This is a genomic window from Pseudomonas sp. HD6422, from assembly GCF_025377065.1.
Taxonomy (GTDB): Bacteria; Pseudomonadota; Gammaproteobacteria; order Pseudomonadales; family Pseudomonadaceae; genus Aquipseudomonas; species Aquipseudomonas putida_U.
Genome location: NZ_JAHWIW010000024.1, coordinates 45,714 through 67,211 on the forward strand (window position 1 = coordinate 45,714; position 21,498 = coordinate 67,211).

Sequence of the window (21,498 nt, forward strand, 5' to 3'; positions counted from 1 at the left end):
GTCCTGGGCTCATCGCCGCTATCAGACATGTCCGCTGCTGCTGACGATCCTCAGGCACAGTGCCTCGTACGGGTCCAGATTGATCATCAGGCGGCCATCTTCGGTCAGGTCGCCCTCGACCGTCTCGTTGATCATGTCGACCACCGGGCCTGGGCTGAAGCCGGTCAGGTGCAGCTCCTCGGCGATCACCTGCTGACTGAAGTTCAGCGCACTGATCTGAATGCCGCGGCCAGCCGGTAACTCGTGCACCATCACCAGCAGCCCAGGGCTGGTCACCTCGGGCACCAGGACCTGGCGACTGGTGGCGATGCCGTAGGCTTGGCGTACGGCGAGCAGCTTCTTGACCTTGCAGGCGAACGAGTCGCCGTTTTCCAGCTGGCTGTCCAGGCTGCCATACAGCGCCCGCGCCCGTGGCATGCCGCGCACCGAGGCCTCAGCCTGATCATCGAGCCCGGCCAGGTCGTAGCCGCCGCGGTGGATCCAGCGGGTGTCGCCGTCGGCCATGCGTTCGGCCACTTGCTCGGCGTCCAGCGGCAAGGCGCCGACCAGGTCCCAGCCGGACAACGCCACCACCCCCGGCTGCATGGCGTTGTACATCACCAGCAGCAGGTGCACCTTTTGCACTTGCTCGATATCTGCCGCGCTGATCCGTTCCAGGTCACGAATGCCCAGTGCCGCAGTGATCAGGCTGGCCGTAGTGCAGGAAATACCATTGGTGACGAAGCGCAGGTTGTACGGCGCATGTTCCCCCGAGAGGCGCTCGTAGATCTCCTCCCGAATGTGCTCGCGCAGGATGTTGCCGGGCAGGGTCTGGCCCTTGTACATGAACATGTCGTGGGCATGCAGGGTCCAGAAGTGCACCAGCTCGACCGTCAACTCGTCATGGTTCTGCAGGGCATGGATCAGCGATGCCGGGTCGATGCCGAAACTGTGCATCTCCTTGAGCATCAGACGCAGGAACTCGGTATCGCCGGTGAGCAGCGCATGCTGGTACGCCGGCCGGGTGATGAAATCGTAGGAAAGATCGGCGCCGCCCTTGGACATCTGTGCGATATCGTCCAGGGTCAGGTTCAGCTCCTGAAAGCTGAAGCCACCGGCTTTGCGGATCATGCCGCCGATCAGCTGGTTGCCGACGATCGACAGCGGGTGGCTCTCGGACCAGGCCGGGCCGTCGACACGCGTCTCGACGCCGAGAAAGCCGTTGGCGTCCAGGCGCAGGCCACGGGCACCGAGGCAGTCCAGCGCATGCAAAGCGTCGCCGATGATCATCTGCTGGGCAGCGAAGGTCGGGTCGAGCCAGTTGAGCGAAGGTTGGCCCTCCTTGAAGTAGTGCAGGTACACCCAGCGTCGGGTCTTGCCGTCCACGCCAGTGATCGCTGCTGTGGCGCTCCAGTCGGTTTCCTTGACCCCTGGCTCGAAGAAGATCACTCGTTGCAACTGGCCGACGATGTAGTGGCGCAGCTTGAGTTCGTCACACTGTGCCGGCAGCAGGTTCACCGCATCGCGGCCCTCCGGCACCTCTGGTAACAGGTGCCAGTCTTCCTCGCGGATCTCGATCATGTGATAAAGCCCCGGATAGGCGCCATGGGCCATTTCCGCAAGACGGAAATCGGCGCCTTTGCCGGTGTGCGAAGGGATCAGGTCGTCGATGGTCACGGCATTGTGCGCTGCGGCCATGCGGCTCATGTACACCAGCTCCTGCTCGCTACCGTACAACGGGTCGATGTCGAAGCCGATGCGGTCGAAATTGCCATCGATGCTAGGCGTGTAGTCACGCCCGCGGATGCCGCCAGACTGCTTGATCGGGCCAGTGTGGATGCCTTGTACACCCAGCTCGGACAGGCGTTTCCACAAGGTCTCGTGGCCCAGCGCAGCGAGCACCGAACAGCCTTCGGGGGCGATGATGGCGTCGGGATAGACGGTCAGCCAGACCGAGGCGATCTCGGTAGCGCGGCGGGGCTGGGCCTCGGCGTACGGGTTGAGCCACAGGCGCGACTGCCCCGCGTAGAGCTTTGCGCGTTCCTGGGAGGCCTTGAGCATCGATCGCTCTTCGAGCCACTTGACGTATGACGGGTCGGGTTGGGTCATTGCGCATCCTCTTTGCATGTCGGCACCGACCCAAGTTAAGACGATGTTGTCGGCGGAACGTTCGGCTGGAGTCGACCGACCCGTTTCCCACGCTGGCTGGCCACTTCCACGGCCTGCCCATCGCGCTGCTTGCCCTGCCGGGCCAGCCCCTCCAGCTGCGGGATCAGCATGCCCTCCGGCAGGTGCCGCCAGAAACGCCCCGGCAGATGCTGGCGCAGTGCATCGGGATTGAGACGGGCGGGGTTGAAGGTGTGTCGGTAATAGGTCCGCCACAGGTCGGCACCTGGGTCGTCGGCGTTGCGCGCCCAGTCACGCCAGGCTTGCGGGCAACATCGCTGGTAATCGAACGCCTGGCCATCGAAACGGATGCCGTCGTCGGGTGTGGCGATCAACCAGCGCTGGCGACCGAGGCGGTCGGCAAAATGTCCGCTGGCGCTTTCCAGAATGTCGTGGGCCGGCTCGTGGAAGGCCACCAGGTCGAGTTGCAACCGTGCGGCCAGGCCTTCGGGCAATGGCACGAACCGTACGAATGCGTGTAGATGGTGGGCTTCGCGGCTGACCTGCTTGATCCGTCGCTGCAACTCGCTGCCCAGGCGGTCGCCAGCCAACATCGCGGTGCGGTCGCCATGGGCCACCCGCCAGAGCACCTCGTAGAGCAGGTTCCAGCGCTGCGCGCCGCGATAGCGTGCCGCTTGTTCCAACTGATCTAGCAGCGCCGCCGGTACCCGAGCCTTGAACGGTCCGGGCTGTTCGGGCAGGGGCAGCGGCGTGGCCAGCAGGTCATTCATAGGTCCCTGGGCCCAGGTCACTTCGGCAGGGTCGACGCCGTGTTCGAGCAGGCGCCGGGCTTGTTCACGCCAGCGGCTGAAGCGGTTGTCGCAATCGAGCGCGATCATCCCCACAGCCCCATTTGCACGGGGGCCTGAGGTTCGCGCAGGCGGGCCCGCAGCAGTCCGCTGCGCAGGTCTGCCTGGGCCGGTCGATAGTCGCTGGTGACGATGAACGGCCGGGCCTTTTCCAGCACGCAGCGCAATTGGATCAGATCGTCGTAGCGAATCCGCCGCTCGCGGCGCAGTGCGACCAAGCGCTGTACGCTGCGCAGGCCGATGCCAGGGATACGTGCCAGCAACGCCGGCTCGGCCCGATTCACATCCAGCGGGAAAACTTCACGATTGGCCAGTGCCCAGGCCAGCTTTGGATCGATGTCCAGGGCCAGGTTGGTGTTGTCGCTGAACAGTTCGCCGGCCTTGTAGCCATAACCGCGCAGCAGGAAGTCGGCCTGGTACAGGCGGTGTTCGCGCAGCAGGGGCGGGGCGGCCAGGGGAACGCTACCCGGGCTATCAGGGATCGGGCTGAACGCCGAATAGTACACGCGCTTGAGCCCGTAGCCCTGGTACAGCGACTCGGCATTGCGCAGAAGGGTGCTGTCGTCGGTGGCATCGGCGCCGACGATCACCTGGGTACTTTGCCCGGCCGGGGTGAAACGCGGTGCCCGCGGCTCGTTGGCCACGGCCTGTTGGCCCTGATGGATGACGCCCATGGCCTGGCGGATGGTGTGTGCTTGCTTCTCCGGCGCCAGGCGCTTGAGGCTGGCGTCGGTGGGCAACTCGATGTTCACGCTCAGGCGGTCGGCCAGACGCCCGGCTTCTTCGATCAGCAGGGGATCGGCGTCAGGGATGGTCTTGAGGTGGATGTAGCCGCGAAAGCCATGCTCTTCGCGCAGCAGGCGGGCCACACGGATCAACTGCTCCATGGTGTAGTCCGCCGAGCGGATGATCCCCGAGCTCAGGAACAGGCCGCTGATGCAGTTGCGCCGATAGAAATCCAACGTCAGGCGCACCACCTCCTCAGGGCTGAAGCGCGCCCGGGGCACATTGCTGGAGCGGCGATTGACGCAATACTGGCAGTCGTACAGGCAGAAGTTGGTCAACAGCACCTTGAGCAGCGACACACAACGACCATCGGGGGTGTAGCTGTGGCAGATGCCCATGCCATCGGTGGCGCCCAAGCCGTTGCCGCCACGCGAACTGCGCTTGGGCGCACCACTGCTGGCGCAGGAGGCGTCGTATTTGGCGGCATCGGCGAGGATGCCGAGCTTGGCGATGAGCTGCATGGGGTGTTCTCAATTTACTGAATATTCATACAGTATTTTGAGCGCGCGCGTATTGCAAGGGCCTGCTGTCGACCTCGTCCTCAATCCTTCGATCCTGGCAGCACGTTGCTCAGCAATTGCCGCGCCGTTTGTTTGATGATTCCGCCGCGGTCAGGGTCCTGCAGCAGTGCCGAGGCGAATTTTTTTGCCTGTTCCAGGCTGATGTGCGGTGGCAACGGCGGCACGTCCGGGTCGGTACGAAAATCGATCACCACCGGTACGTCGCTGGCCAGGGCCTGTTCCCAGGCCGGGCCGACGTCTTCTTCGCGCTCTACGTAGATACCCTTGAGGCCGATCGAGATGGCGAACAGATGGTAGGGCACATCGGGGATCTCCTGGCTGGCGACGAACTTGGGGTCGCCCTCCATGACCCGCTGCTCCCAGGTCACCTGATTGAGGTCCTGGTTATTGAACACTGCACAGATCCAGCGGCCATTCGTCCACTGGCGCCAGTACTTGGCCACGGTGATCAGCTCAGCCAGGTTGTTCATCTGCATGGCGCCATCGCCGACCAGGGCGATCACGCTGCGTTCGGGGTGGGCGAACTTGGCGGCGATCGCGTAGGGGACGGCCGCGCCCATCGAAGCCAGGCCGCCGGACAGCGAGCATTGCATGCCCGGACGGATCTGCAGGTCGCGGGCGAACCAGTTGGCGCATGAGCCGGAGTCGCTGGTGATGATCGCCTGGTCCGGCAGGCGCGGCGACAGTTCATGCACCACCCGTTGTGGATTGATCGGCGATGCCGGGGTAAGGGCGCGTTTCTCCAGCTTGTCGTCCCAGCGCTTGCGCCAGCCTTCGATGCGCTCGCGCCAGGTGCGTTTTTCCTTATGGACCAGTAGCGGCAGCAAGGCGTCCAGGGTATCGGCCGCATCGCCTTGCAGGTTCACCTCCATCGGGTAGCGCAGGCCGAGCATGTCGGGTGCGATATCGATCTGCACGCCGCGTGCCTTGCCTTCCTCGGGAAGGAACTCAGCGTAAGGGAAGCCTGAACCGATCATCAGCAAGGTGTCGCATTCGTTCATCAGTTTCAGGCTGGGCTCGGTGCCTAGCAGGCCAATGCTGCCGGTGACCCAGGGTAGCTCGTCGGCGAGTACGGCCTTGCCCAGCAAGGCCTTGGCTACGCCTGCGCCCAGGGTGTTGGCCACCGCTGCAACCTGGCGGCTGGCTTGCAGCGCCCCGGCGCCGACCAGGATCGCCACCCGTTCACCGCTGTTAAGGATCTGCGCAGCTCGCTCCAGCTCTTCGCCCCGGGGGACCATGCTGGGCCGCTGGTAGCCAACGCCGGAGTGCAAGGTGCCATGGGCCCGGGCCGGGGCCTCGTAGGGCAATTCCTGCAGGTCGTTGGGCAGAATCAGCGCGGTCACCCGACGCTCTCCCAGGGCGGTGCGTGCCGCACGGTCGAGCAAATGGCGGACCTGCGCCGGTGCCGAGGCCTGCTGAACGAAAGCGCCGGCCACGTCCTTGAACATCGACACCAGGTCCAGTTCCTGCTGGTAATGCCCACCCAGGGCGGTTCGTGCCTGTTGGCCGACGATGGCCAGCACCGGCATGTGGTCCATGCGCGCATCGTAAAGACCGGTGAGCAGGTGCGAGGCGCCCGGCCCTGAGGTGGCGATGCAGACGCCCAGCTCGCCGGTGAACTTGGCATGGGCGCTGGCCATGAAGGCGGCCATCTCTTCGTGGCGGCACTGGATGAATTCGATCTTGCCGGCGCGGCGTAGGGCACCGAACACGCCGTTGATGCCGTCCCCGGGATAGCCGAAGATGCGCGTCACGCCCCATTGGCTAAGGCGTTCGACAAGAAAGTCGCTGACGGTGGTGGTCATGGTTTGACTCCTGTTCAGATTGCGTTCGAGGTGGCGCAGGGCTGCATTGCCGTGCTGCGTCGGCGTCCAGCCATGAAGGTGCGCTTGGTCCAGAACAGTTGTTCCAGGTGGTCTGCGCCCAGTGCCCCTTGGTTGGCCAGGGTTCGGGCCTGTTCCCAGTCAAGGCCGGCGCGCAGCCAGGCCTGGGCGCCGGTCTCGTCGAAGGCGAGGAGGTGAGTCACGCCATTGCCGGGGTCGTAGGTCACCAGAGCCAGGCCGTCACAACCATTGTGTTCGTCGCTGGCCTGGGCTACGGCAGCCAAAAACAGGGGTTCATTGCGCCGCGAAGTGACGTAGGCCAGCCGAGGGCGCGCTCCGGGTGTGTTATCACGGGCGGCCTCATACCAGCCTTCCACGGGGATCAAGGCACGGCCCTCGTCGCGCAACCTGGCATACAGGCGCGAGCGCATCACCTGCTCAAGGGGTAAATGGGTCAGGGCGGGGCGGGTGCCCATCGACCAGTGGGGCACCCAGCCCCAGCGCACCTGCAATGGCGTAGCCTCGCCATCACGGCTGAGGAGGGCCTGCAGGCGCATGCGTGGTTTGACCAGGCGTCGCCGAGGTTCGCCTTGGCTTGGGGCAGTGTCCTCCGGATCTTCGTCCGTACCTGTCACGTCGCAGTGGAGCGGGCCTGACGGTGCAAGTCGGGCACCGGTTGTGGGTGGCTGGACGATGCATTGGCACATAGTGTTCCTCCTCCTTGGCTTGGATCCCTGGGACGACAGGCCAGGCTCATGGCGAGCGGGCCTGCACTTCCGAGGGCAGGAGGACGGTTGCCGTTCAGCCTCATGCGAGGCGGCGGCGACGAACGGGGAGGGGACCGGGGAATCGGGCAAACCAATGCCGGAAAAACGAAAGGGGCGCCGATTGGCGCCCCTTTCTTGAACCGCTTAGGCTTCAGCGTCCCAAGGACGATCGCCTTTTTCATCCTTGACGCGGGTGGGCAGGCCCATCACGTCCAAGGCTTTGAGGAACGGCTCGGCTGGCAGCTCCTCGACATTGACCATGCGCTTGGCATCCCACTCGCCACGGGCGACCAGCAAGGCCGCCGCCACAGGTGGAACGCCTGCAGTGTAGGAGATGCCCTGGCTGTCGGTCTCAGCGTAGGCTTCTTCATGATCCGCCACGTTGTAGATGAAGACTTCGCGTGGCTGGCCGTCCTTGGTGCCTTTGACCAGGTCGCCGATGCAGGTCTTGCCGGTATAGCCGGGGGCCAGTGAGGCTGGATCCGGCAGCACCGCCTTGACCACTTTCAGCGGTACCACTTCCAGACCTTCGGCGGTTTTCACCGGTTGCTCGGAGAGCAGGCCGAGGTTCTTCAGCACGGTGAACACATTGATGTAGTGCTCGCCGAAGCTCATCCAGAACCGTACGTTCGGCACGTTGAGGTTCTTCGAGATCGAATGGACTTCGTCGTGGCCGGTCAGGTACAGGTTCTGCGAACCGACCACCGGCAGGTCGTCGGTACGCTTGACTTCGAACATGGTGTTGCTGGTCCACTGGCTGTTCTGCCAGCTCCAGACTTGACCTGTGAATTCGCGGAAGTTGATTTCCGGATCGAAGTTGGTGGCGAAGTACTTGCCATGGGAACCGGCATTGACGTCGAGGATGTCGATCGAATCAATGCGGTCGAAATACTGTTGCTGCGCCAGCTTGGCGTAGCTGTTCACCACACCCGGGTCGAAACCGACGCCGAGAATGGCGGTGATGTTCTTTTCTTGGCACTCTTCGAGGTGTTTCCACTCGTAGTTGCCGTACCACGGCGGGGTCTCGCAGATCTTGCCCGGCTCTTCGTGGATGGCGGTGTCCAGGTAGGCGACACCGGTATCGATGCAGGCACGCAGCACCGACATGTTGAGGAAGGCAGAACCGACGTTGATGACGATTTGCGATTCGGTTTCGCGGATCAGCGCCTTGGTTGCCTCGACATCGAGGGCATTGAGCGAGAAGGCCTGGATGTCGGCGGGTACCTTGAGGCTACCCTTGGCCTTGACGCTGTCGATGATGGCCTGGCATTTGGAGATGTTCCGTGACGCGATGGCAATACGACCCAGTTCGTCGTTATGCTGCGCGCACTTGTGGGCCACCACCTTGGCGACACCTCCTGCACCAATGATAAGAACGTTCTTCTTCAATTTATCCCTTGCTCCTTACTTGAAAGCCGGTCTTACGACAGGCTGGAAACGTAGTCTTCGAAACCGAATTCGCGTTTGACTTCGACGCTGCCGTCGAGCTGCTTGACGACGATGGCCGGCATCTTCAGACCGTTGAACCAGTTTTTCTTGACCATGGTGTAGCCCGCTGCGTCGACGAACGACAGGCGGTCGCCGATGGCCAGCGGACGCTCGAATTGGTATTCGCCGAAGATGTCGCCGGCCAGGCACGACTTGCCGCAAACCATATAGGTGTGCTCGCCGGCGTTGGGGGCCATCTTGGCGTTGAGGCGGTAGATCAGCAGGTCGAGCATGTGCGCTTCGATCGAGCTGTCGACCACGGCCAGGTGCTTGCCGTTGTACAGGGTATCGAGCACGGTCACTTCCAGCGAGGCGCTGTTGGTGATGGCGGCTTCGCCCGGCTCCAGGTACACCTGCACGCCGTACTGCTCGGAGAAGGCTTTCAGGCGCGCGCAGAATGCGTCCAGGGCATAGCCTTCGCCGGTGAAGTGGATACCGCCACCGAGGCTCACCCACTCAACCTTGTGCAGCAGATGACCGAAGCGCTCTTCGATGTGCGACAGCATCTTGTCGAACAGACCGAAGTCGCCGTTCTCACAGTTGTTGTGGAACATGAAGCCGGAAATCTGCCCGATGACCTGCTCGATCTTTTCCGGATCCCATTCACCGAGGCGGCTGAACGGGCGCGCCGGGTCGGCCAGCAGGTAGTCGGAGCTGCTTACCTGGGGGTTGACCCGCAGGCCGCGGACCTTGCCTTCGGACTGTTCGGCGAAGCGTTGCAACTGGCCGATCGAGTTGAAGATGATCTTGTCGCAGTTATCGAGCATTTCCTCGACCTCATCGTCGGCCCAGGCCACGCTGTAGGCATGGGTCTCGCCGGCGAACTTCTGACGGCCGAGCTTGAGCTCGTAAAGAGACGAGGAAGTGGTGCCATCCATGTACTGCTGCATCAGGTCGAATACCGACCAGGTGGCGAAGCACTTGAGGGCGAGCAGTGCCTTGGCGCCGGAGTGTTCGCGCACGTAGGCGATCTTCTCCATGTTGCCCAGCAGCTTGGTTTTGTCGATGAGGTAGTACGGCGTCTTGATCATTTAAAGGCCCCCGGCCAGGCCGGCCAAAAAAAGGACACGCATTGTGCCTTCCCTTGCCGCATATCGAAAGAGCGGAACACGCATTTCGTCAGCGATGCTGGCGATTCGCCGGATTTTTTCCGTGCATGGCAGGTTCAGTAGAGCAGGACTATGTGACTATCTCGGGTAACCGCTGCACCACAACCCTCAAGCGCACCCCTCCAACCACGCCCGAATCTGCTCCAACGTCGCCGTAGCCCCACCACAGACCACCACCAGCACCTGCTGGTAACTGCCCAACGCACCCGGCGTATACGCCAAGGCCAACGCCGCGCCACAGGCCGGCTCCACCAGCACGCGATGATCGAGCAGGAACCGCTCGCATGCCTCCAGCGCTGCCCGGTCGCTGACCCGGTGGCTCTGCACCGGATGCCGACGCGTGCACGTCATCGCTTGCTCGGCAACGCGCTTGGCCCCCAGCGAAGTGGCGATCGAATCGATTCGCTCCAGCTCCACCGTATGCCCTGCCTGCATCGCCGCATGCAGGGATGCCGCGCCATCGGTTTCTACCGACAGGACCGGCACATCGTGCCAACCATTGCGTGTCAACCCTTCGACCACGCCGCTGAGCAGACCACCGCCGCCTACCGACAGGACCACTGCGTCAGGCTTGAATCCGCTTGCCGCCACTTCATCGATCAGGCTGGCATGCCCGGCCCACAGCAGGGGGTCGTCGAACGGATGAATGAAGGCATCTTCAGCGCCGATCAAGGTTTGCGCCAGGGCGTTGGCCTCCTGCCATGAGCTGCCGTGCACGACCACATTGGCGTCTTCCTGGCGCAGCAGTTCCTTCGCCCGTTCGGTGGTGGTCTCGGGCACCACGACGGTCACCGGCACGCCCAGCTTGCGCCCGGCGTACGCAACCGCAAGGCCCGCATTGCCCCCCGAAGACGATACGAATCGACGCGCGCCACGGGCATGGTGCACCTCGCAGGCATGGCCGACGCCGCGTAGCTTGAACGAGCCACAGGGTTGCAAGGCCTCGAGCTTGAGCCATATGGAGCGTTCAGCGGTGAGGGAGAGCGGGCGCGATTCGATCAGGGGCGTATTGATATGTAAGGTCATGGCTTGGTTCCGCGCAGTTGCTCGAGATAGTTGTATACGGTGTAGCGGGTCACACCCAAGGCCTCGGCGGCCTTCTCCACGCCGCCTTTGACGATGAACAGCCCGCGCTCCTGCATGACACGCACGGCTTCGACCTTGGCCTGTTTGTTCATCCGGCCCTGGCCTGAGCGCTGCAACGAGTCCTGAATGATTTCACTCATCAACAGGGCCATGTCGGCGGGCTCATCGGCAGGGCTCTGCGCGGGTGTGGCGCCCAACGGCTGGAGCTGCTGCAGAAAGCGCATGGCGGCGTCCAGGCCGGTGACGTCGGTGTTGACGCATAGACTGGCGAAGGGATGACCGCTGCTGTCGCGAAAGATCGCCGTAGCGCTGCGTAGGCTGCGGCCCTTCAGGTAGGTGGGGTAATCGGGCAGTACCACAGGGTCGCAACCCTGCTGTTCGGCAGTGGCCTGCATCAGTGCCTTGAAACCCTGGTCCTGTTCGGGGGCGGCCAGGATCGGGCTGCCGACCGTCCGCCCAGAAAGATGGCCGTTGACGATTGCCACCACGGACTGTTCCGGATGGTCGAGGTCGTGCAGGAGGATTTCCAGGTTGCCTGGAGCGACGCTACCCAAGGCCTGAATGGTGGCCTTCAGGACAGTGAGGGTGAGTTGACGCTCTTCAACGAGAGACAGGGGCATGGATGATCGCCATATTCAACTTTTTGTGTATTTTTGCACAAAAGGTTGAATATGGCGATGGCCGATTACCCTCGAAGATGCCAGCGATTCAGCCCAGCGCGGGGGTGCGCGGCGGGATCATGCGACGCGAGCCGGTCGACTCGAATGCCGCGGCGTAGCTCAGCAATGCGTTGTCGCTGTAGGCTTTGCCGGCAAAGGTGAGGCCAACCGGCATGCCGATATCCGCCATCACGCCCATCGGCACGGTCACCGTCGGCACGCCCAGGTGGCGGATGGCAAGGTTGCCGTTCGCCACCCAGACCCCGTTGCTCCAGGCGATATCTGCCGAGGCCGGATTGACGTCGGCATCGGCTGGGCCGACGTCGGCTACGGTCGGGAACAGCACCGCGTCCAGACCAAGATCGTCCATCCAGTCTTCCAGGTCCAGCTTGCGGGTCGCCTCCAGGCCGCGCAGGCCGTCCGGCAGGGTCTCGATCTGGTCCCAGGTCTTCAGGCCGCGCTTGGCCATGTTGACGTATTCGTCCATGCCGGCGGCCAAGTCGTCTTCACGGTTGGGCAGGGTGCCTGGGTCGTGCGGGAATATCTGCGGCCCGTCGACGTCGGCCAGACGGTTGAGCTTGGGATCGCCATTGGCGCGCAGGAAGTCGTCGAAGCCCCAGCCCGACAATTCCCACAGTTCATCGTGCAGAAACGCCTTGCTGACGATGCCCCGGTTGTAAACGGTCGGTGCACCAGGGCGATCGCCCTCGCAATTGGACACCAGCGGGAAGTCCACTTCGACTACCTCGGCTCCGGCTGCTTCCAAGGCCTGGCGCGCCGCCTGCCACAGCGCGATGACGCTGGCGCGGGTGTGGATGCGCTGGCCAGTCGGGCCGCCGATACCTGGCTTTTCCGAGGTACCGGCTTCGGGGTCGGCATTGATATACATGCGCGGTACGCCGAAACGCTTGCCCTTGAGGCTGCTGGCGTCCATCGCCAGGTCGAGGTAAGAGGCCGGGCGCACCGAGGAGGCCGCCGGAATCGGCACCCAGGGCTGCAGGCGCCAGAGGTCGCCGCGGGTGTCGGCATCGTCAGCGACCACCACATCGAGCACTTCGAGCAAGTCGGCCATGGTGCGGGCGTAGGGGACTACCACGTCCATGGTCGGCGTCAGTGGCCAGTTGCCGCGCACCGAGATCACGCCACGGGAAGGGGTGTAGGCGCACAACCCGTTGTTCGAGGCCGGGCCACGCCCGCTCGACCAGGTTTCCTCGGCCAGGCCGAAGGCACTGAAGCTGGCGGCAGTCGCGGTACCTGCGCCGTTGGAGGAGCCTGAGGCGAACGGTGCGGTCAGGTAGTTGGCGTTATAAGGGCTCTCTGCGCGACCGTACACACCGCGCTGCATGCCGCCATTGGCCATCGGCGGCATGTTGGTCTTGCCCAGGCACACGGCGCCGGCAGCGCGAAGGCGCTCGATGGTGAAAGCGTCGCGCTGGGCGACCAGGTCCTTGAACGCCGGGCTGCCGGAGGCTGCCGTGAGGCCTTTGACCAGATAGCTGTCCTTGGCGGTGTAGGGAATGCCGTCGAGCGGGCTGAGAAGCTCGCCTTTGGCGCGACGGGCGTCGGATGCTTCGGCCTCCTTGATCGCCTCGGGATTGCGGACGACCACGGCGTTCAGCGCGGTAGCGGTGCCGGCCGGGTCATAGGCGTCGATGCGCGCCAAGTAGGCCTTGACCAGCTCGACTGCCGTCGTGCGGCCAGACTCGAGCGCGTCACGCAGCTCGGCAATGGAAACCTCGGTTACCTCGATCATGCTTTCACCAAAAAGATTGTGCAGGTTTGGGCTTATGCGAGGAGTGTACAAGAAGGGATTAGGGTAAGCAGGTTTGCGCGGCAGAAATGGATTTTTGCATGGGGGCATTGTTGCGGCGGGATTGCCCTATCGCCAGCGCACCGGCGATAGGGCTCAGGCCGTCAGTCCAGATCCGCCGCCGAATGTCGTTCCGCCACCTGGCTCGCCTCATCGCCCCAGGTACGGTTGACCCGGGTGCCACGTTGTACCGCCGGGCGCCGGGCGATTTCCTCGGCCCAGCGCTGCACGTGGACATATTCGTGCACGGCCAGGAACTCGGCGGCACCATACAGATTGCCGCGCACCAGTTGGCCGTACCAGGGCCAGACGGCGATGTCGGCGATGCTGTACGCGTCGCCGCCCAGGTAGCGGCTCTCAGCCAGACGTCGATCGAGCACATCCAGCTGGCGCTTGGCTTCCATGGTGAAGCGGTTGATGGCGTATTCGAACTTTTCTGGCGCATAGACATAGAAGTGGCCAAAGCCGCCGCCCAGGTAGGGCGCCGAGCCCATCTGCCAGAACAACCAGTTGAGCGCCTCGGTACGCTCGGCCGGGGCCGTGGGCAACAGAGCACCGAACTTTTCCGCCAGGTACAGCAGGATCGAGCCTGACTCGAACACCCGCACCGGCGGTTCTACGCTGCGGTCGAGCAGGGCGGGAATCTTCGAGTTGGGATTGACCTGGACGAAGCCGCTGCCGAACTGGTCGCCCTCGCCGATGCGGATCAGCCAGGCATCGTATTCGGCATCCGTGTGGCCCTGGGCGAGAAACTCTTCCAGAGCGATGGTGACCTTGACGCCGTTGGGAGTGGCCAGGGAGTAAAGTTGCAAGGGGTGCTTGCCCACGGGCAGGTCCTTGTCGTGGGTCGCGCCGGCCACTGGGCGATTGATACTGGCGAATTGGCCGCCAGAGGCCGCGTCATTGCGCCAGACCTTGGGTGGGGTGTAGGGGGACTTGCTCATGCACGGTTCTCCTTCAATGGCGCAATGATTCAGGTAAAGACGTGGACCTGCATCTATGCCACGGGTTCGCCGGCGAGCGCAAATGAACAACCAGCGGGGCGCTCCCGCCGAGAGGGGCCTTGCCGGGCATAACAGCGGACTGTTGCGCAAGGCTGCTCGGTAACTGTGCTGGTCCTTGGCTTGGGAATGGCCTTATGCTGTAACGAAATATGTCTCGAAGCCTGAAAAAGGATGCTGCAATGCCGCTCAAGGACCTGCTGACCGCGTTGGTGGTGATCATCGCGTGGGGAGTCAATTTCGTGGTCATCAAGGTCGGCCTCGACGGGTTGCCTCCGATGCTGCTGGGCGCGCTGCGATTCCTTCTTGTCGCTTTCCCAGCGATCTTCCTGATCAAACGACCCAATCTGCCGTGGCGGTGGTTGATCGCCTATGGCGCGACCATCTCGCTGGGGCAGTTCGCCTTTCTCTTTCAGGCTATGTACAGCGGCATGCCTCCCGGCTTGGCGTCGCTGGTGCTGCAGTCGCAGGCGTTCTTCACCCTGGGCTTCGCCGCGCTGTTTCTGGGTGAGCGCTTGCGTGTGGCCAGCGTGCTGGGGTTGTTGGTGTCGGCCAGTGGCCTGGCGCTGATCGGCAGCGAGGACAGCGGTCATGTACCGCTGGTGGCCTTGCTCCTGACCTTGTGCGGTGGAGCCACGTGGGGCATGGGCAACATCATCACCCGGCGTTTCGGTTCGGTGAACCTGGTGGCGCTGGTGATCTGGGGCGGGCTGATTCCACCGCTACCGTTCCTGGCGTTGTCGTGGTGGCTTGAAGGCCCTGAGCGTATCGGCCAGGCGCTGGTCAACATCAGCTGGAGTTCGATTCTGGCCTTGGCTTACCTGGCGTTCGTCGCCACCATGCTTGGCTACAGTCTGTGGAGCAAGCTGCTGTCGCGCCATCCGGCTGGCAAGGTGGCGCCGTTTTCGCTGCTGGTGCCGGTGATCGGCCTGAGCTCCTCGGCTTGGTTGTTGGGCGAGCGGTTGACACCGATGCAGGGCTGGGGTGCCTTGTTGGTAATGGCCGGCCTGCTGGTCAACGTGTTCGGGCCCAAGCTCGGCCAGCGCTTGCGGGCCGTGAGCGCCCAGTGAGCGTGGCGAGGATGAGCTGGCATTGAGCCACTGGTCGGCTGCCGCATGTTTTGCCCAGGTAGTCTGCAAATGACCGGCTAGTCTCATTTCATCGGCCCCGTTCTTTCAGGCAACCGATCTGGTTGCCGGCAGGGTCGCCGCTGGAGGGAGACAGGGCATGAGCGAGTCCTTTTACGAAGACATGAACGACGCATTCCCGATCAACAGCCAGGTACGTTGCGGTCAAGCCGCTTACCGCCTCGGCTTCGCCCACATGACCCTGGACGAATCGGAGCAATTGCAGCCGGCACATCTACAGCGTGCCAAGAAGGGCCGCTTCACTCCCCGCATACCACAGAAACGTTGAAACCCATCACACCCCGCCGAATGGCGGGGTTTTTGTAGGAATTGGTTGATCCTGCTCATGGTAACGTCGCTTCGCTCTCGCTGAAGCCAGGCGCTTGTGAAATCCTTGCGCGGTACAACGGCAAAGGAGAGCGTTATCCATGCGAGTCAGGGAAAAGACCTATTGGCAATGGGCCGATGCCCAGCTGCACAGCCGCTGCCATGATGAAGCATTGAGCGATGGCACCACCTTCGATGTACAGGTGCGCTTGTCGCGCCTGGGCGCCACGCAATTGTTCATCGGGCTGTATGCCCCGGATGGCAAGGCCCTGGTAGAGGAGTATTACCGCGCTCGTCCGGGCGAGACCATGACCCGTGCGATGGTATGGGGGGTCGACCGCGCCCGCGCCTTGGCCACGGGGGTAATTGCCTTGCCGGAACCGGTCGCGGCAAAGTTGCGAGCATGAAAAAGCCCGGCCATCACTGGCCGGGCTCGAGTATCGGTGCAGCGACTCAGTTGAGCGGCTCGATCACCTTCACTGCCTGCTGCTCACGGGCGGCGGGCCATTCTTGTTGCAGGGTCTGTAGCAGGCGGCCAACGAACTCGGTATCGGCGGCGGCCTTCTTGCCGACGTAGCCCTGGCCACGGCGGTAGACCTTGAAGCGTGCACGCATGCTGGGCAGGTGCTCTTCGAATTCATCTTCGATGGTATTGGGCGGAAGGCGGTCGAGGCGCACTTCGCCGGTTTGGCTGACCCACAGCAGGTGGTCATCCATGCTGTCCTTGCGTGCGGCGAACAGCTGGGCCAGTTGGTCGATCGTGGGATTGTTGTTCAAGTTCATCATATAAAGCCCCTATTACCCATTCGTTGTTGATTTTTCTCAGTTGGCGCTATCTCGGTGTAGCGCACTACCTAGGCTGCTACAGCAGCATCGCAACAGGGGCTTTCTCACGCTGCCTTTTGGACAGTTTCCCTCTCCACGGACGGCCTGCGTTACCGCGCAGGCCGTCTGGAACACCCTTGCCACCGCTCCCGATCGGGGAGACGGCCTCATCATGCCCAAGGGCGATTGGCGGCGTCAACAGTTTTGTAGTGAATTTTTTTTGGCACTACATCGTGTCGGACAATCCTGATGAAAGTGACTCACCGGTCCGCTTCAGAGAGGATCTGATAGGCGGCGCGCACCCGGGCTTCGTTAGGGTAATTGCGGTTCGCCAGCAAGGCGATCGCCTTGTTCTGCCCAGGGATGAACGCCACGTAGGCACCAAAACCATTGGTCGAACCGGTCTTGTTGTACCAGGCCGCAGTTTGACGTGGCAGCGCCGGATCCAGGCGCTGGGTAGCCTGCGGTTCACGGACCATTTGTGGGCCGTTGCCGTCGATCAGCGTCGCTAGCGAAACGGGGTAGGGATAGCGTTCCCATCCCAGGCCCTGGGTCATGGCTCCGACCTCGAAATAGCCTTGCTGGGTGATGTCCACGGCTTGGCGCAGTGCTGGCGCCAGTTCGGCGGGCTGCATGTGCAGGCGGGCGTAACGGAGCAGGTCTCGGGCGCTGGTCTTGATACCGTAGGCTGCATCGGCGAAGGGGCCTGGGCTTACCCGCACCGGGCGGTTCTGCGCATCGTAACCCTGGGCATACAACCCTTGGGCCTCGGCTGGGACCTGTAGGTAGGTGTGATGCAGGCCTAGGCGCGGCAACAGGTCCTGGGTCATGAGTGTGGCGAAGGGCTGATGCCGTGCGCGGGCGGCCAGATCGCCGAATAGCCCCAGACTCGGATTGGAGTAACAGCGCTGGCTGCCGGGTTGGCTGTGCGGCTGCCAGCGCTGAAGGAAGGTCAGCGCTTGGGCGTCGGTCCGTACCTCGTCGGGAAACTGCAGGGGTAGGCAGTCGGCACTGTAGGCGCCAAGGTCCAGCACCCTGGCCTTGCCCAAGGCGCTGCCCGCCAATGCCGGTTGATAACGCTGGGCCTGGGCGGTCAGGTCGAGCGAGCCTTCGGCGCTGGCCAGCGCGGCGAGGGTGGCGGTGTAGGTCTTGCTCAATGAGCCGATCTCGAACAGCGTGTCGGCGGTTACCGGCGTGCGCTCGAGTTTGCTCGCCACGCCATAGCTGAAGTAATGCGCCTGACCATGGGTGTAGACCGCTACGGCCATGCCGGTGATTCCTTCGGCTTTCATCAGCGGCTCGATGACGTCGTCGACCTGGGTTTGTAGCGGCTCGGCAGCCTGGGCCAAGGGGCTGGACAAGGCCAGCAGAGTGAGGGTGAGGCGGGTGAATGACATGGTCGATCCTTTGAAAGGGTGTCCGTTGAGCGATATCGGCGGGAGCTCTGGCGTTAGCAGGAAGCAACAGCAGACGGTATCGTCGCGGTTTGGACAACGACAAGATGGAAACTGTTATGAAGTATGTGCGGATGTTGTTCGACAACTTCACCCTGGCCTTGCTCAGCGTTGTAGCGATCGCCACTTTGCTGCCTTGTTCGGGCGATGGCGCTGTCTATTTCGGCTGGCTGACCAACCTGGCCATCGGCCTGCTGTTTTTCTTGCACGGGGCGAAATTGTCGCGCGAAGCGATCATCGCCGGCGCCGGGCACTGGCGCCTGCACCTGCTGGTGTTTTCCTGCACCTTCGTGCTCTTCCCCCTGTTGGGCATGGCCTTCAAGCCATTGTTCGTGCCGCTGGTCGGTAACGAGCTGTACCTGGGGATTCTCTACCTTTGCGCGCTGCCAGCCACCGTGCAATCGGCCATCGCTTTCACTTCGCTGGCGCGCGGTAACGTCCCCGCGGCCATCTGCAGCGCTGCTGCCTCCAGCCTGATCGGCATCTTCCTCACTCCGCTGCTGGTGATGATGCTGCTCGGCGCCAGTGGCGACACCGGCTCCGGCCTGGATGCCGTGCTCAAGATCACCCTGCAATTGCTGGTGCCATTCGTGGCCGGACAGATTGCGCGCCGCTGGATTGGCGCTTGGGTCAAGCACAACGCCCGTTGGCTGAAGCTGGTGGATCAGGGCTCGATCCTGCTGGTGGTCTACACCGCATTCAGCGAAGCGGTGGTCACGGGTCTGTGGCATACGGTGTCGTCCCAGCACCTGGCAGGGTTGTTTGCCGTTTGCGGCATTCTGTTGGCGGTGGTGCTGTTCGGCACCCACTTGCTCGGCAAGGTACTGGGCTTCAGCGTGGAGGATCGCATCACCATCGTCTTCGCCGGCTCCAAGAAGAGCCTGGCCACGGGGGTGCCGATGGCGCAGGTATTGTTCGTCGGCAGCGGCATTGGCGCGATGATCTTGCCGCTCATGCTGTTTCATCAGATTCAACTGATGGTCTGTGCGGTCCTGGCGCAGCGCTATGCCAGCCGTGAAGTGGCGGCGGAGCAGGCGACCGCTGCGCCTTGAGTCGCAGGGCCATTGATAATGGCAGGGCGCGCTCAGCGTGCGTGCCCTGAACTGCGTCCACGCAATGCCTTTCTCACCTCGGCCTCGATCGCATAGGCCGGCTCCTCCAGCGCCTGGTAGTCGCGGGTGTAACGCTGGGCGAACGCCTCGACGCCCAGCTCCTGGTACTGTTGGACATGCTTGAGCTCGTGGGCCCACAACGCCACGTTGTCCTCGGCATCGTCGGCATGGCGGAACACGATCGTGTCGATCAAGGTGACCGCATTTACATCCGGGTTCTGCAGCATGGCATTGGCCGCACTGAGCTGTTGCTCGTCGCCAACCCGGTAGCGCGCTGCGTCCAGCACGGCAAAGTCGTACCACGGCTCAAGCTGCGCACGGATATGCAAAGGGATCGGCTCGCTGCCCAGGGCGGCCGCCTGGTCGCGCGCCTGGCGCAAGGCAAAGGCAAGACTGGCCGAGGCCATCACCTCGACATCCTTGAGCACCTGGCCAGCCTGGCCTGGATCGATCGGGGCGCAGAAGCACCCCAACAGGCACACCGGATATTGTCCTTCGGGGCAGGCTTGTTCGGCCGATACCGGGAGCGCCAGCAGCAGACTGGCCAGCAGGAGGAGGTGCCTCATCGGGGCGCCTGCGGTCAGAAGTTGGCCGGGGTGTTGGCGCTGATGATCTCGGCCTCGTCGGGGCCGATATTCTTGAAGCTGTGCGGCAGGGTGGTCGGGATGTAGTAGCCATCGCCAGAGTTCAGCACGCTGACCTGGCCATCGACCCACAACTCCACCGTGCCTCGGGTCACCAGGCCGCATTCTTCGCCTTCGGCGTGCACGATCGGCTCGCCCGAATCGGCGCCCGGGGCGTAGAGCTCACGCAACATGCGCATTTGCCGCGCTTCGACACTGGCCCCGACCAGCAGCATACGCAGGCCGTTGCGACCGAGGTCCGGCTGCTCGCCGGCGCGGAACACGAAACGCTCCTCGCGTACCGGCTCGTCGAAGCTGAAGAACTCAGCCAGGGTCATGGGGATGCCTTCGAGCAGCTTTTTCAGCGAACTGACCGATGGACTGACGCGGTTCTGCTCGATCTGCGAAATGGTCGAGTTGGTCAACCCACTGCGGCGGGCGAGTTCCCGCTGGGAGAGGTTATTGCGTTCACGCACCAGTTTGAGTCGTGTCCCCGTGTCCATAGCCGCCTTGAAGTCAGAAAAGAAGGGTTGTCAAAGGTGTCAAAAATAATGGGCGAGGCATTAAAACATACTCTGCTCGCTTGCGCGCTGTGCTTCTCAGGCTAGTTTGACGCGTGGCATCGGCCACAGCCCGACCAGCAGCAACAGCGCAGCCACTGCCAGGAACGGCAGGCGCGGATCGAGGGCGTAGACCAGGGTCCCGGCCAATGGTCCGATCACTGCGCCCATGCCCTGGGCTGCGCCGATCGAGCCGGCCGTGGCGCCTTGCTCGTTGGCTTGCATGGCGTTGGCGGCCAGTGCGGAAAAGGCCGGGAAGACGAAGCCCATGCCCGCCGCGGCAATGAAATAGCAGGCCCACAACCAGGAGGCGGAGGTGGCCGCCGCGCCACAGGCGAAACCAAGCGCCGAAACGCTGGCGCCCACCCGGATCATCTTCAGCGGTGGCCATTCCAGCCGCCGCAGCAGGAACTGCGCCAGAATCAGTGCCACGCCCACCGTGGTCAGGGCGATGCCGGCCGTCTGGGCAGCTTCGGCCGGGCTCAGTTGCAGGCGGTCGAGGGCAAAGAAACCGACCACGATCTGCGATACCGTCACTGCCAGCATGGCGCTGAAGGCCACCAGCAGGGGGCGGCGCAGGCGCGGATCAGCCAGGTGTACCGGGCTAGGCGCATGGTTGTGGGGCAAGGGGCGTGTTCTCAAGCGCAACAGTAGATAGAGAAAGGCCCCGGCAGGCAGCAGCGACATTACGTGGAACGGCAAACTCAGACTGTGTCGCGCCAGCAGCGCGGCCAGCGCCGGGCCGACCACCAGGCCGACCGCATTGGCTGCACCCAGTGAGGCCATGGCCCGAGCCCGTCGGCGTGGCTCGACATGGTCGGCGATCAGGGCATTGCACGCTACCGGAATCGCGGCATAGAACGCTCCGATGCAGCCACGGGCGATGATCAGGCCGACGAACGCCAGGGTCGCCCCTGGCAGCCAGCGCAGGGCGCCTTCGATGAACAGGCACATCAGCCAGTAGGCCAGGGTAAAGCCGGCGCTGCCCAGCAACAGAATGCGCCGCCGTCCAAGGCGGTCGGCGGCTCGCCCCCAGGGCCTTGCCAGCAGCACCCAGACCACGCCAGCCACGGTAACCGCCGCGCCGGCCTGCCAGGTGGCCATGCCGAGCAGCCGGGCGATCGGTCCGATCAGGGCGACGAACGCCATCATCGACATGGTACAGGCCATGTTCGCCAGCAGCAGCGGGCGCAGGTCCAGGCGGGAGGCGGACAGATTGGCAGGGTCCTGGGCGACGTTCATCGGTTTTCTCCGCGAGATACCCCGTACTTTAGTGCGGGAAGGGATAGCGAGGCGTGCGAACTCCGCCCAGTAGTCCGAAAGTTAGGACCGGCCTTGGAATAAGAGAATGGACTTGTGAGTGTGGTGTCACTCACGACCGCGACATTAACGCGGCGAAGAACATTCTCGCGGTCGGGCATGGCTGTCTACCTGTAGGAATCCCCGTCCTTTAGGGCGGGGAGGAT

General features: G+C 63.3%; 21 protein-coding genes. 5 read left to right on the forward strand and 16 right to left on the reverse strand.

Annotation, left to right across the window (positions count from 1 at the left end):
- Positions 1-21 precede the first annotated feature (21 nt).
- From treS to yghU, 11 genes are all read right to left on the reverse strand, one after another.
- Positions 22-2,088: a maltose alpha-D-glucosyltransferase gene (gene treS, locus KY379_RS17965; RefSeq protein ID WP_133324236.1), complete on the reverse strand. Its 2,067-nt coding sequence runs from the start codon at positions 2,086-2,088 to the stop codon at positions 22-24.
- Positions 2,089-2,123: 35 nt separating this feature from the next.
- On the reverse strand, positions 2,124-2,990 hold the full coding sequence (locus KY379_RS17970; RefSeq protein ID WP_261241071.1) for a TIGR03915 family putative DNA repair protein: 867 nt from the start codon (positions 2,988-2,990) through the stop codon (positions 2,124-2,126).
- Positions 2,981-4,201, reverse strand: a complete 1,221-nt coding sequence (locus KY379_RS17975) for a putative DNA modification/repair radical SAM protein (RefSeq protein WP_133324232.1) — start codon at positions 4,199-4,201, stop codon at positions 2,981-2,983. The genes KY379_RS17970 and KY379_RS17975 overlap by 10 nt, the downstream gene beginning before the upstream one ends.
- Positions 4,202-4,281: 80 nt before the next feature.
- Positions 4,282-6,066 carry a thiamine pyrophosphate-requiring protein gene (locus KY379_RS17980; protein WP_196173287.1) on the reverse strand — a complete coding sequence of 595 codons (1,785 nt, stop codon included), beginning with the start codon at positions 6,064-6,066 and terminating at the stop codon, positions 4,282-4,284.
- Positions 6,067-6,080: 14 nt separating this feature from the next.
- The gene (locus KY379_RS17985) at positions 6,081-6,641 is read right to left on the reverse strand and encodes an SOS response-associated peptidase family protein (protein WP_261261837.1); all 561 of its coding nucleotides are present in this window, start codon (positions 6,639-6,641) and stop codon (positions 6,081-6,083) included.
- 354 nt (positions 6,642-6,995) lie between these two features.
- Positions 6,996-8,240, reverse strand: a complete 1,245-nt coding sequence (locus KY379_RS17990; RefSeq protein ID WP_033698250.1) for a saccharopine dehydrogenase family protein — start codon at positions 8,238-8,240, stop codon at positions 6,996-6,998.
- 32 nt (positions 8,241-8,272) lie between these two features.
- On the reverse strand, positions 8,273-9,370 hold the full coding sequence (locus KY379_RS17995; protein WP_133324226.1) for a carboxynorspermidine decarboxylase: 1,098 nt from the start codon (positions 9,368-9,370) through the stop codon (positions 8,273-8,275).
- A gap of 186 nt (positions 9,371-9,556) precedes the next feature.
- Positions 9,557-10,474 carry a pyridoxal-phosphate dependent enzyme gene (locus KY379_RS18000; RefSeq protein ID WP_261241068.1) on the reverse strand — a complete coding sequence of 306 codons (918 nt, stop codon included), beginning with the start codon at positions 10,472-10,474 and terminating at the stop codon, positions 9,557-9,559.
- Entirely contained in the window at positions 10,471-11,154 is a 684-nt protein-coding gene (locus KY379_RS18005; protein ID WP_261241067.1) for a transcriptional regulator, read from the reverse strand. Before KY379_RS18005 ends, KY379_RS18000 begins: the two co-directional genes overlap by 4 nt.
- Before the next feature lie 88 nt (positions 11,155-11,242).
- Positions 11,243-12,946: an amidase gene (locus tag KY379_RS18010; protein WP_133324220.1), complete on the reverse strand. Its 1,704-nt coding sequence runs from the start codon at positions 12,944-12,946 to the stop codon at positions 11,243-11,245.
- Positions 12,947-13,107: 161 nt separating this feature from the next.
- A complete protein-coding gene (gene yghU / locus KY379_RS18015) occupies positions 13,108-13,947 on the reverse strand; it encodes a glutathione-dependent disulfide-bond oxidoreductase (RefSeq protein ID WP_261241066.1) in 840 nt (279 codons plus the stop codon).
- A gap of 239 nt (positions 13,948-14,186) precedes the next feature.
- Here yghU and KY379_RS18020 point away from each other — a divergent pair, with 239 nt between their 5' ends.
- The 3 genes from KY379_RS18020 (at position 14,187) to KY379_RS18030 (ending at position 15,865) form a co-directional block, all read left to right on the forward strand.
- Positions 14,187-15,074: an EamA family transporter gene (locus KY379_RS18020; RefSeq protein ID WP_261241065.1), complete on the forward strand. Its 888-nt coding sequence runs from the start codon at positions 14,187-14,189 to the stop codon at positions 15,072-15,074.
- A gap of 157 nt (positions 15,075-15,231) precedes the next feature.
- Positions 15,232-15,420: a hypothetical protein gene (locus KY379_RS18025; RefSeq protein WP_133324214.1), complete on the forward strand. Its 189-nt coding sequence runs from the start codon at positions 15,232-15,234 to the stop codon at positions 15,418-15,420.
- A gap of 139 nt (positions 15,421-15,559) precedes the next feature.
- Positions 15,560-15,865 (forward strand): hypothetical protein, encoded by a 306-nt coding sequence (locus KY379_RS18030; protein WP_261241064.1) that lies wholly within the window; start codon positions 15,560-15,562, stop codon positions 15,863-15,865.
- A gap of 46 nt (positions 15,866-15,911) precedes the next feature.
- On the opposite strand, the gene KY379_RS18035 is transcribed toward KY379_RS18030, so the two are convergent.
- On the reverse strand, positions 15,912-16,244 hold the full coding sequence (locus tag KY379_RS18035) for a hypothetical protein (protein WP_133324210.1): 333 nt from the start codon (positions 16,242-16,244) through the stop codon (positions 15,912-15,914).
- A gap of 299 nt (positions 16,245-16,543) precedes the next feature.
- Positions 16,544-17,680, reverse strand: a complete 1,137-nt coding sequence (gene ampC / locus KY379_RS18040) for a class C beta-lactamase (protein ID WP_133324208.1) — start codon at positions 17,678-17,680, stop codon at positions 16,544-16,546.
- Between the two features lie 104 nt (positions 17,681-17,784).
- Between ampC and KY379_RS18045 the strand changes: the two genes are divergently transcribed.
- Positions 17,785-18,789 (forward strand): bile acid:sodium symporter family protein, encoded by a 1,005-nt coding sequence (locus tag KY379_RS18045; RefSeq protein WP_133324206.1) that lies wholly within the window; start codon positions 17,785-17,787, stop codon positions 18,787-18,789.
- Positions 18,790-18,821: 32 nt separating this feature from the next.
- Here KY379_RS18045 and KY379_RS18050 read toward each other — a convergent pair whose 3' ends face one another.
- The 3 genes from KY379_RS18050 to KY379_RS18060 all read right to left on the reverse strand — a co-directional run bounded on the left by KY379_RS18050 (position 18,822) and on the right by KY379_RS18060 (position 21,274).
- A complete protein-coding gene (locus KY379_RS18050; protein WP_133324204.1) occupies positions 18,822-19,415 on the reverse strand; it encodes a DUF4157 domain-containing protein in 594 nt (197 codons plus the stop codon).
- 14 nt (positions 19,416-19,429) lie between these two features.
- Positions 19,430-19,975, reverse strand: coding sequence for a cupin domain-containing protein (locus KY379_RS18055; protein WP_133324202.1), 546 nt, complete (start codon positions 19,973-19,975; stop codon positions 19,430-19,432).
- A 96-nt stretch (positions 19,976-20,071) separates the two neighbouring features.
- A complete protein-coding gene (locus KY379_RS18060; RefSeq protein ID WP_133324200.1) occupies positions 20,072-21,274 on the reverse strand; it encodes an MFS transporter in 1,203 nt (400 codons plus the stop codon).
- Between the two features lie 53 nt (positions 21,275-21,327).
- Between KY379_RS18060 and KY379_RS18065 the strand changes: the two genes are divergently transcribed.
- On the forward strand, positions 21,328-21,486 hold the full coding sequence (locus KY379_RS18065) for a transposase (protein ID WP_261241062.1): 159 nt from the start codon (positions 21,328-21,330) through the stop codon (positions 21,484-21,486).
- Positions 21,487-21,498 lie beyond the last annotated feature (12 nt).

Excerpts from the sequence above, each read along its gene's own strand:
- treS (WP_133324236.1), bottom strand. The coding sequence starts at position 2,088 with ATGACCCAACCCGACCCGTCATACGTCAAGTGGCTCGAAGAGCGATCG.
- KY379_RS17975 (WP_133324232.1), bottom strand. The coding sequence starts at position 4,201 with ATGCAGCTCATCGCCAAGCTCGGCATCCTCGCCGATGCCGCCAAATAC.
- KY379_RS17980 (WP_196173287.1), bottom strand. The coding sequence starts at position 6,066 with ATGACCACCACCGTCAGCGACTTTCTTGTCGAACGCCTTAGCCAATGG.
- KY379_RS17985 (WP_261261837.1), bottom strand. The coding sequence starts at position 6,641 with ATGCGCCTGCAGGCCCTCCTCAGCCGTGATGGCGAGGCTACGCCATTG.
- KY379_RS17995 (WP_133324226.1), bottom strand. The coding sequence starts at position 9,370 with ATGATCAAGACGCCGTACTACCTCATCGACAAAACCAAGCTGCTGGGC.
- KY379_RS18000 (WP_261241068.1), bottom strand. The coding sequence starts at position 10,474 with ATGACCTTACATATCAATACGCCCCTGATCGAATCGCGCCCGCTCTCC.
- KY379_RS18005 (WP_261241067.1), bottom strand. The coding sequence starts at position 11,154 with ATGCCCCTGTCTCTCGTTGAAGAGCGTCAACTCACCCTCACTGTCCTG.
- KY379_RS18010 (WP_133324220.1), bottom strand. The coding sequence starts at position 12,946 with ATGATCGAGGTAACCGAGGTTTCCATTGCCGAGCTGCGTGACGCGCTC.
- yghU (WP_261241066.1), bottom strand. The coding sequence starts at position 13,947 with ATGAGCAAGTCCCCCTACACCCCACCCAAGGTCTGGCGCAATGACGCG.
- KY379_RS18020 (WP_261241065.1), top strand. The coding sequence starts at position 14,187 with ATGCCGCTCAAGGACCTGCTGACCGCGTTGGTGGTGATCATCGCGTGG.
- KY379_RS18025 (WP_133324214.1), top strand. The coding sequence starts at position 15,232 with ATGAGCGAGTCCTTTTACGAAGACATGAACGACGCATTCCCGATCAAC.
- KY379_RS18030 (WP_261241064.1), top strand. The coding sequence starts at position 15,560 with ATGCGAGTCAGGGAAAAGACCTATTGGCAATGGGCCGATGCCCAGCTG.
- KY379_RS18035 (WP_133324210.1), bottom strand. The coding sequence starts at position 16,244 with ATGATGAACTTGAACAACAATCCCACGATCGACCAACTGGCCCAGCTG.
- ampC (WP_133324208.1), bottom strand. The coding sequence starts at position 17,680 with ATGTCATTCACCCGCCTCACCCTCACTCTGCTGGCCTTGTCCAGCCCC.
- KY379_RS18045 (WP_133324206.1), top strand. The coding sequence starts at position 17,785 with ATGGAAACTGTTATGAAGTATGTGCGGATGTTGTTCGACAACTTCACC.
- KY379_RS18050 (WP_133324204.1), bottom strand. The coding sequence starts at position 19,415 with ATGAGGCACCTCCTCCTGCTGGCCAGTCTGCTGCTGGCGCTCCCGGTA.
- KY379_RS18055 (WP_133324202.1), bottom strand. The coding sequence starts at position 19,975 with ATGGACACGGGGACACGACTCAAACTGGTGCGTGAACGCAATAACCTC.
- KY379_RS18060 (WP_133324200.1), bottom strand. The coding sequence starts at position 21,274 with ATGAACGTCGCCCAGGACCCTGCCAATCTGTCCGCCTCCCGCCTGGAC.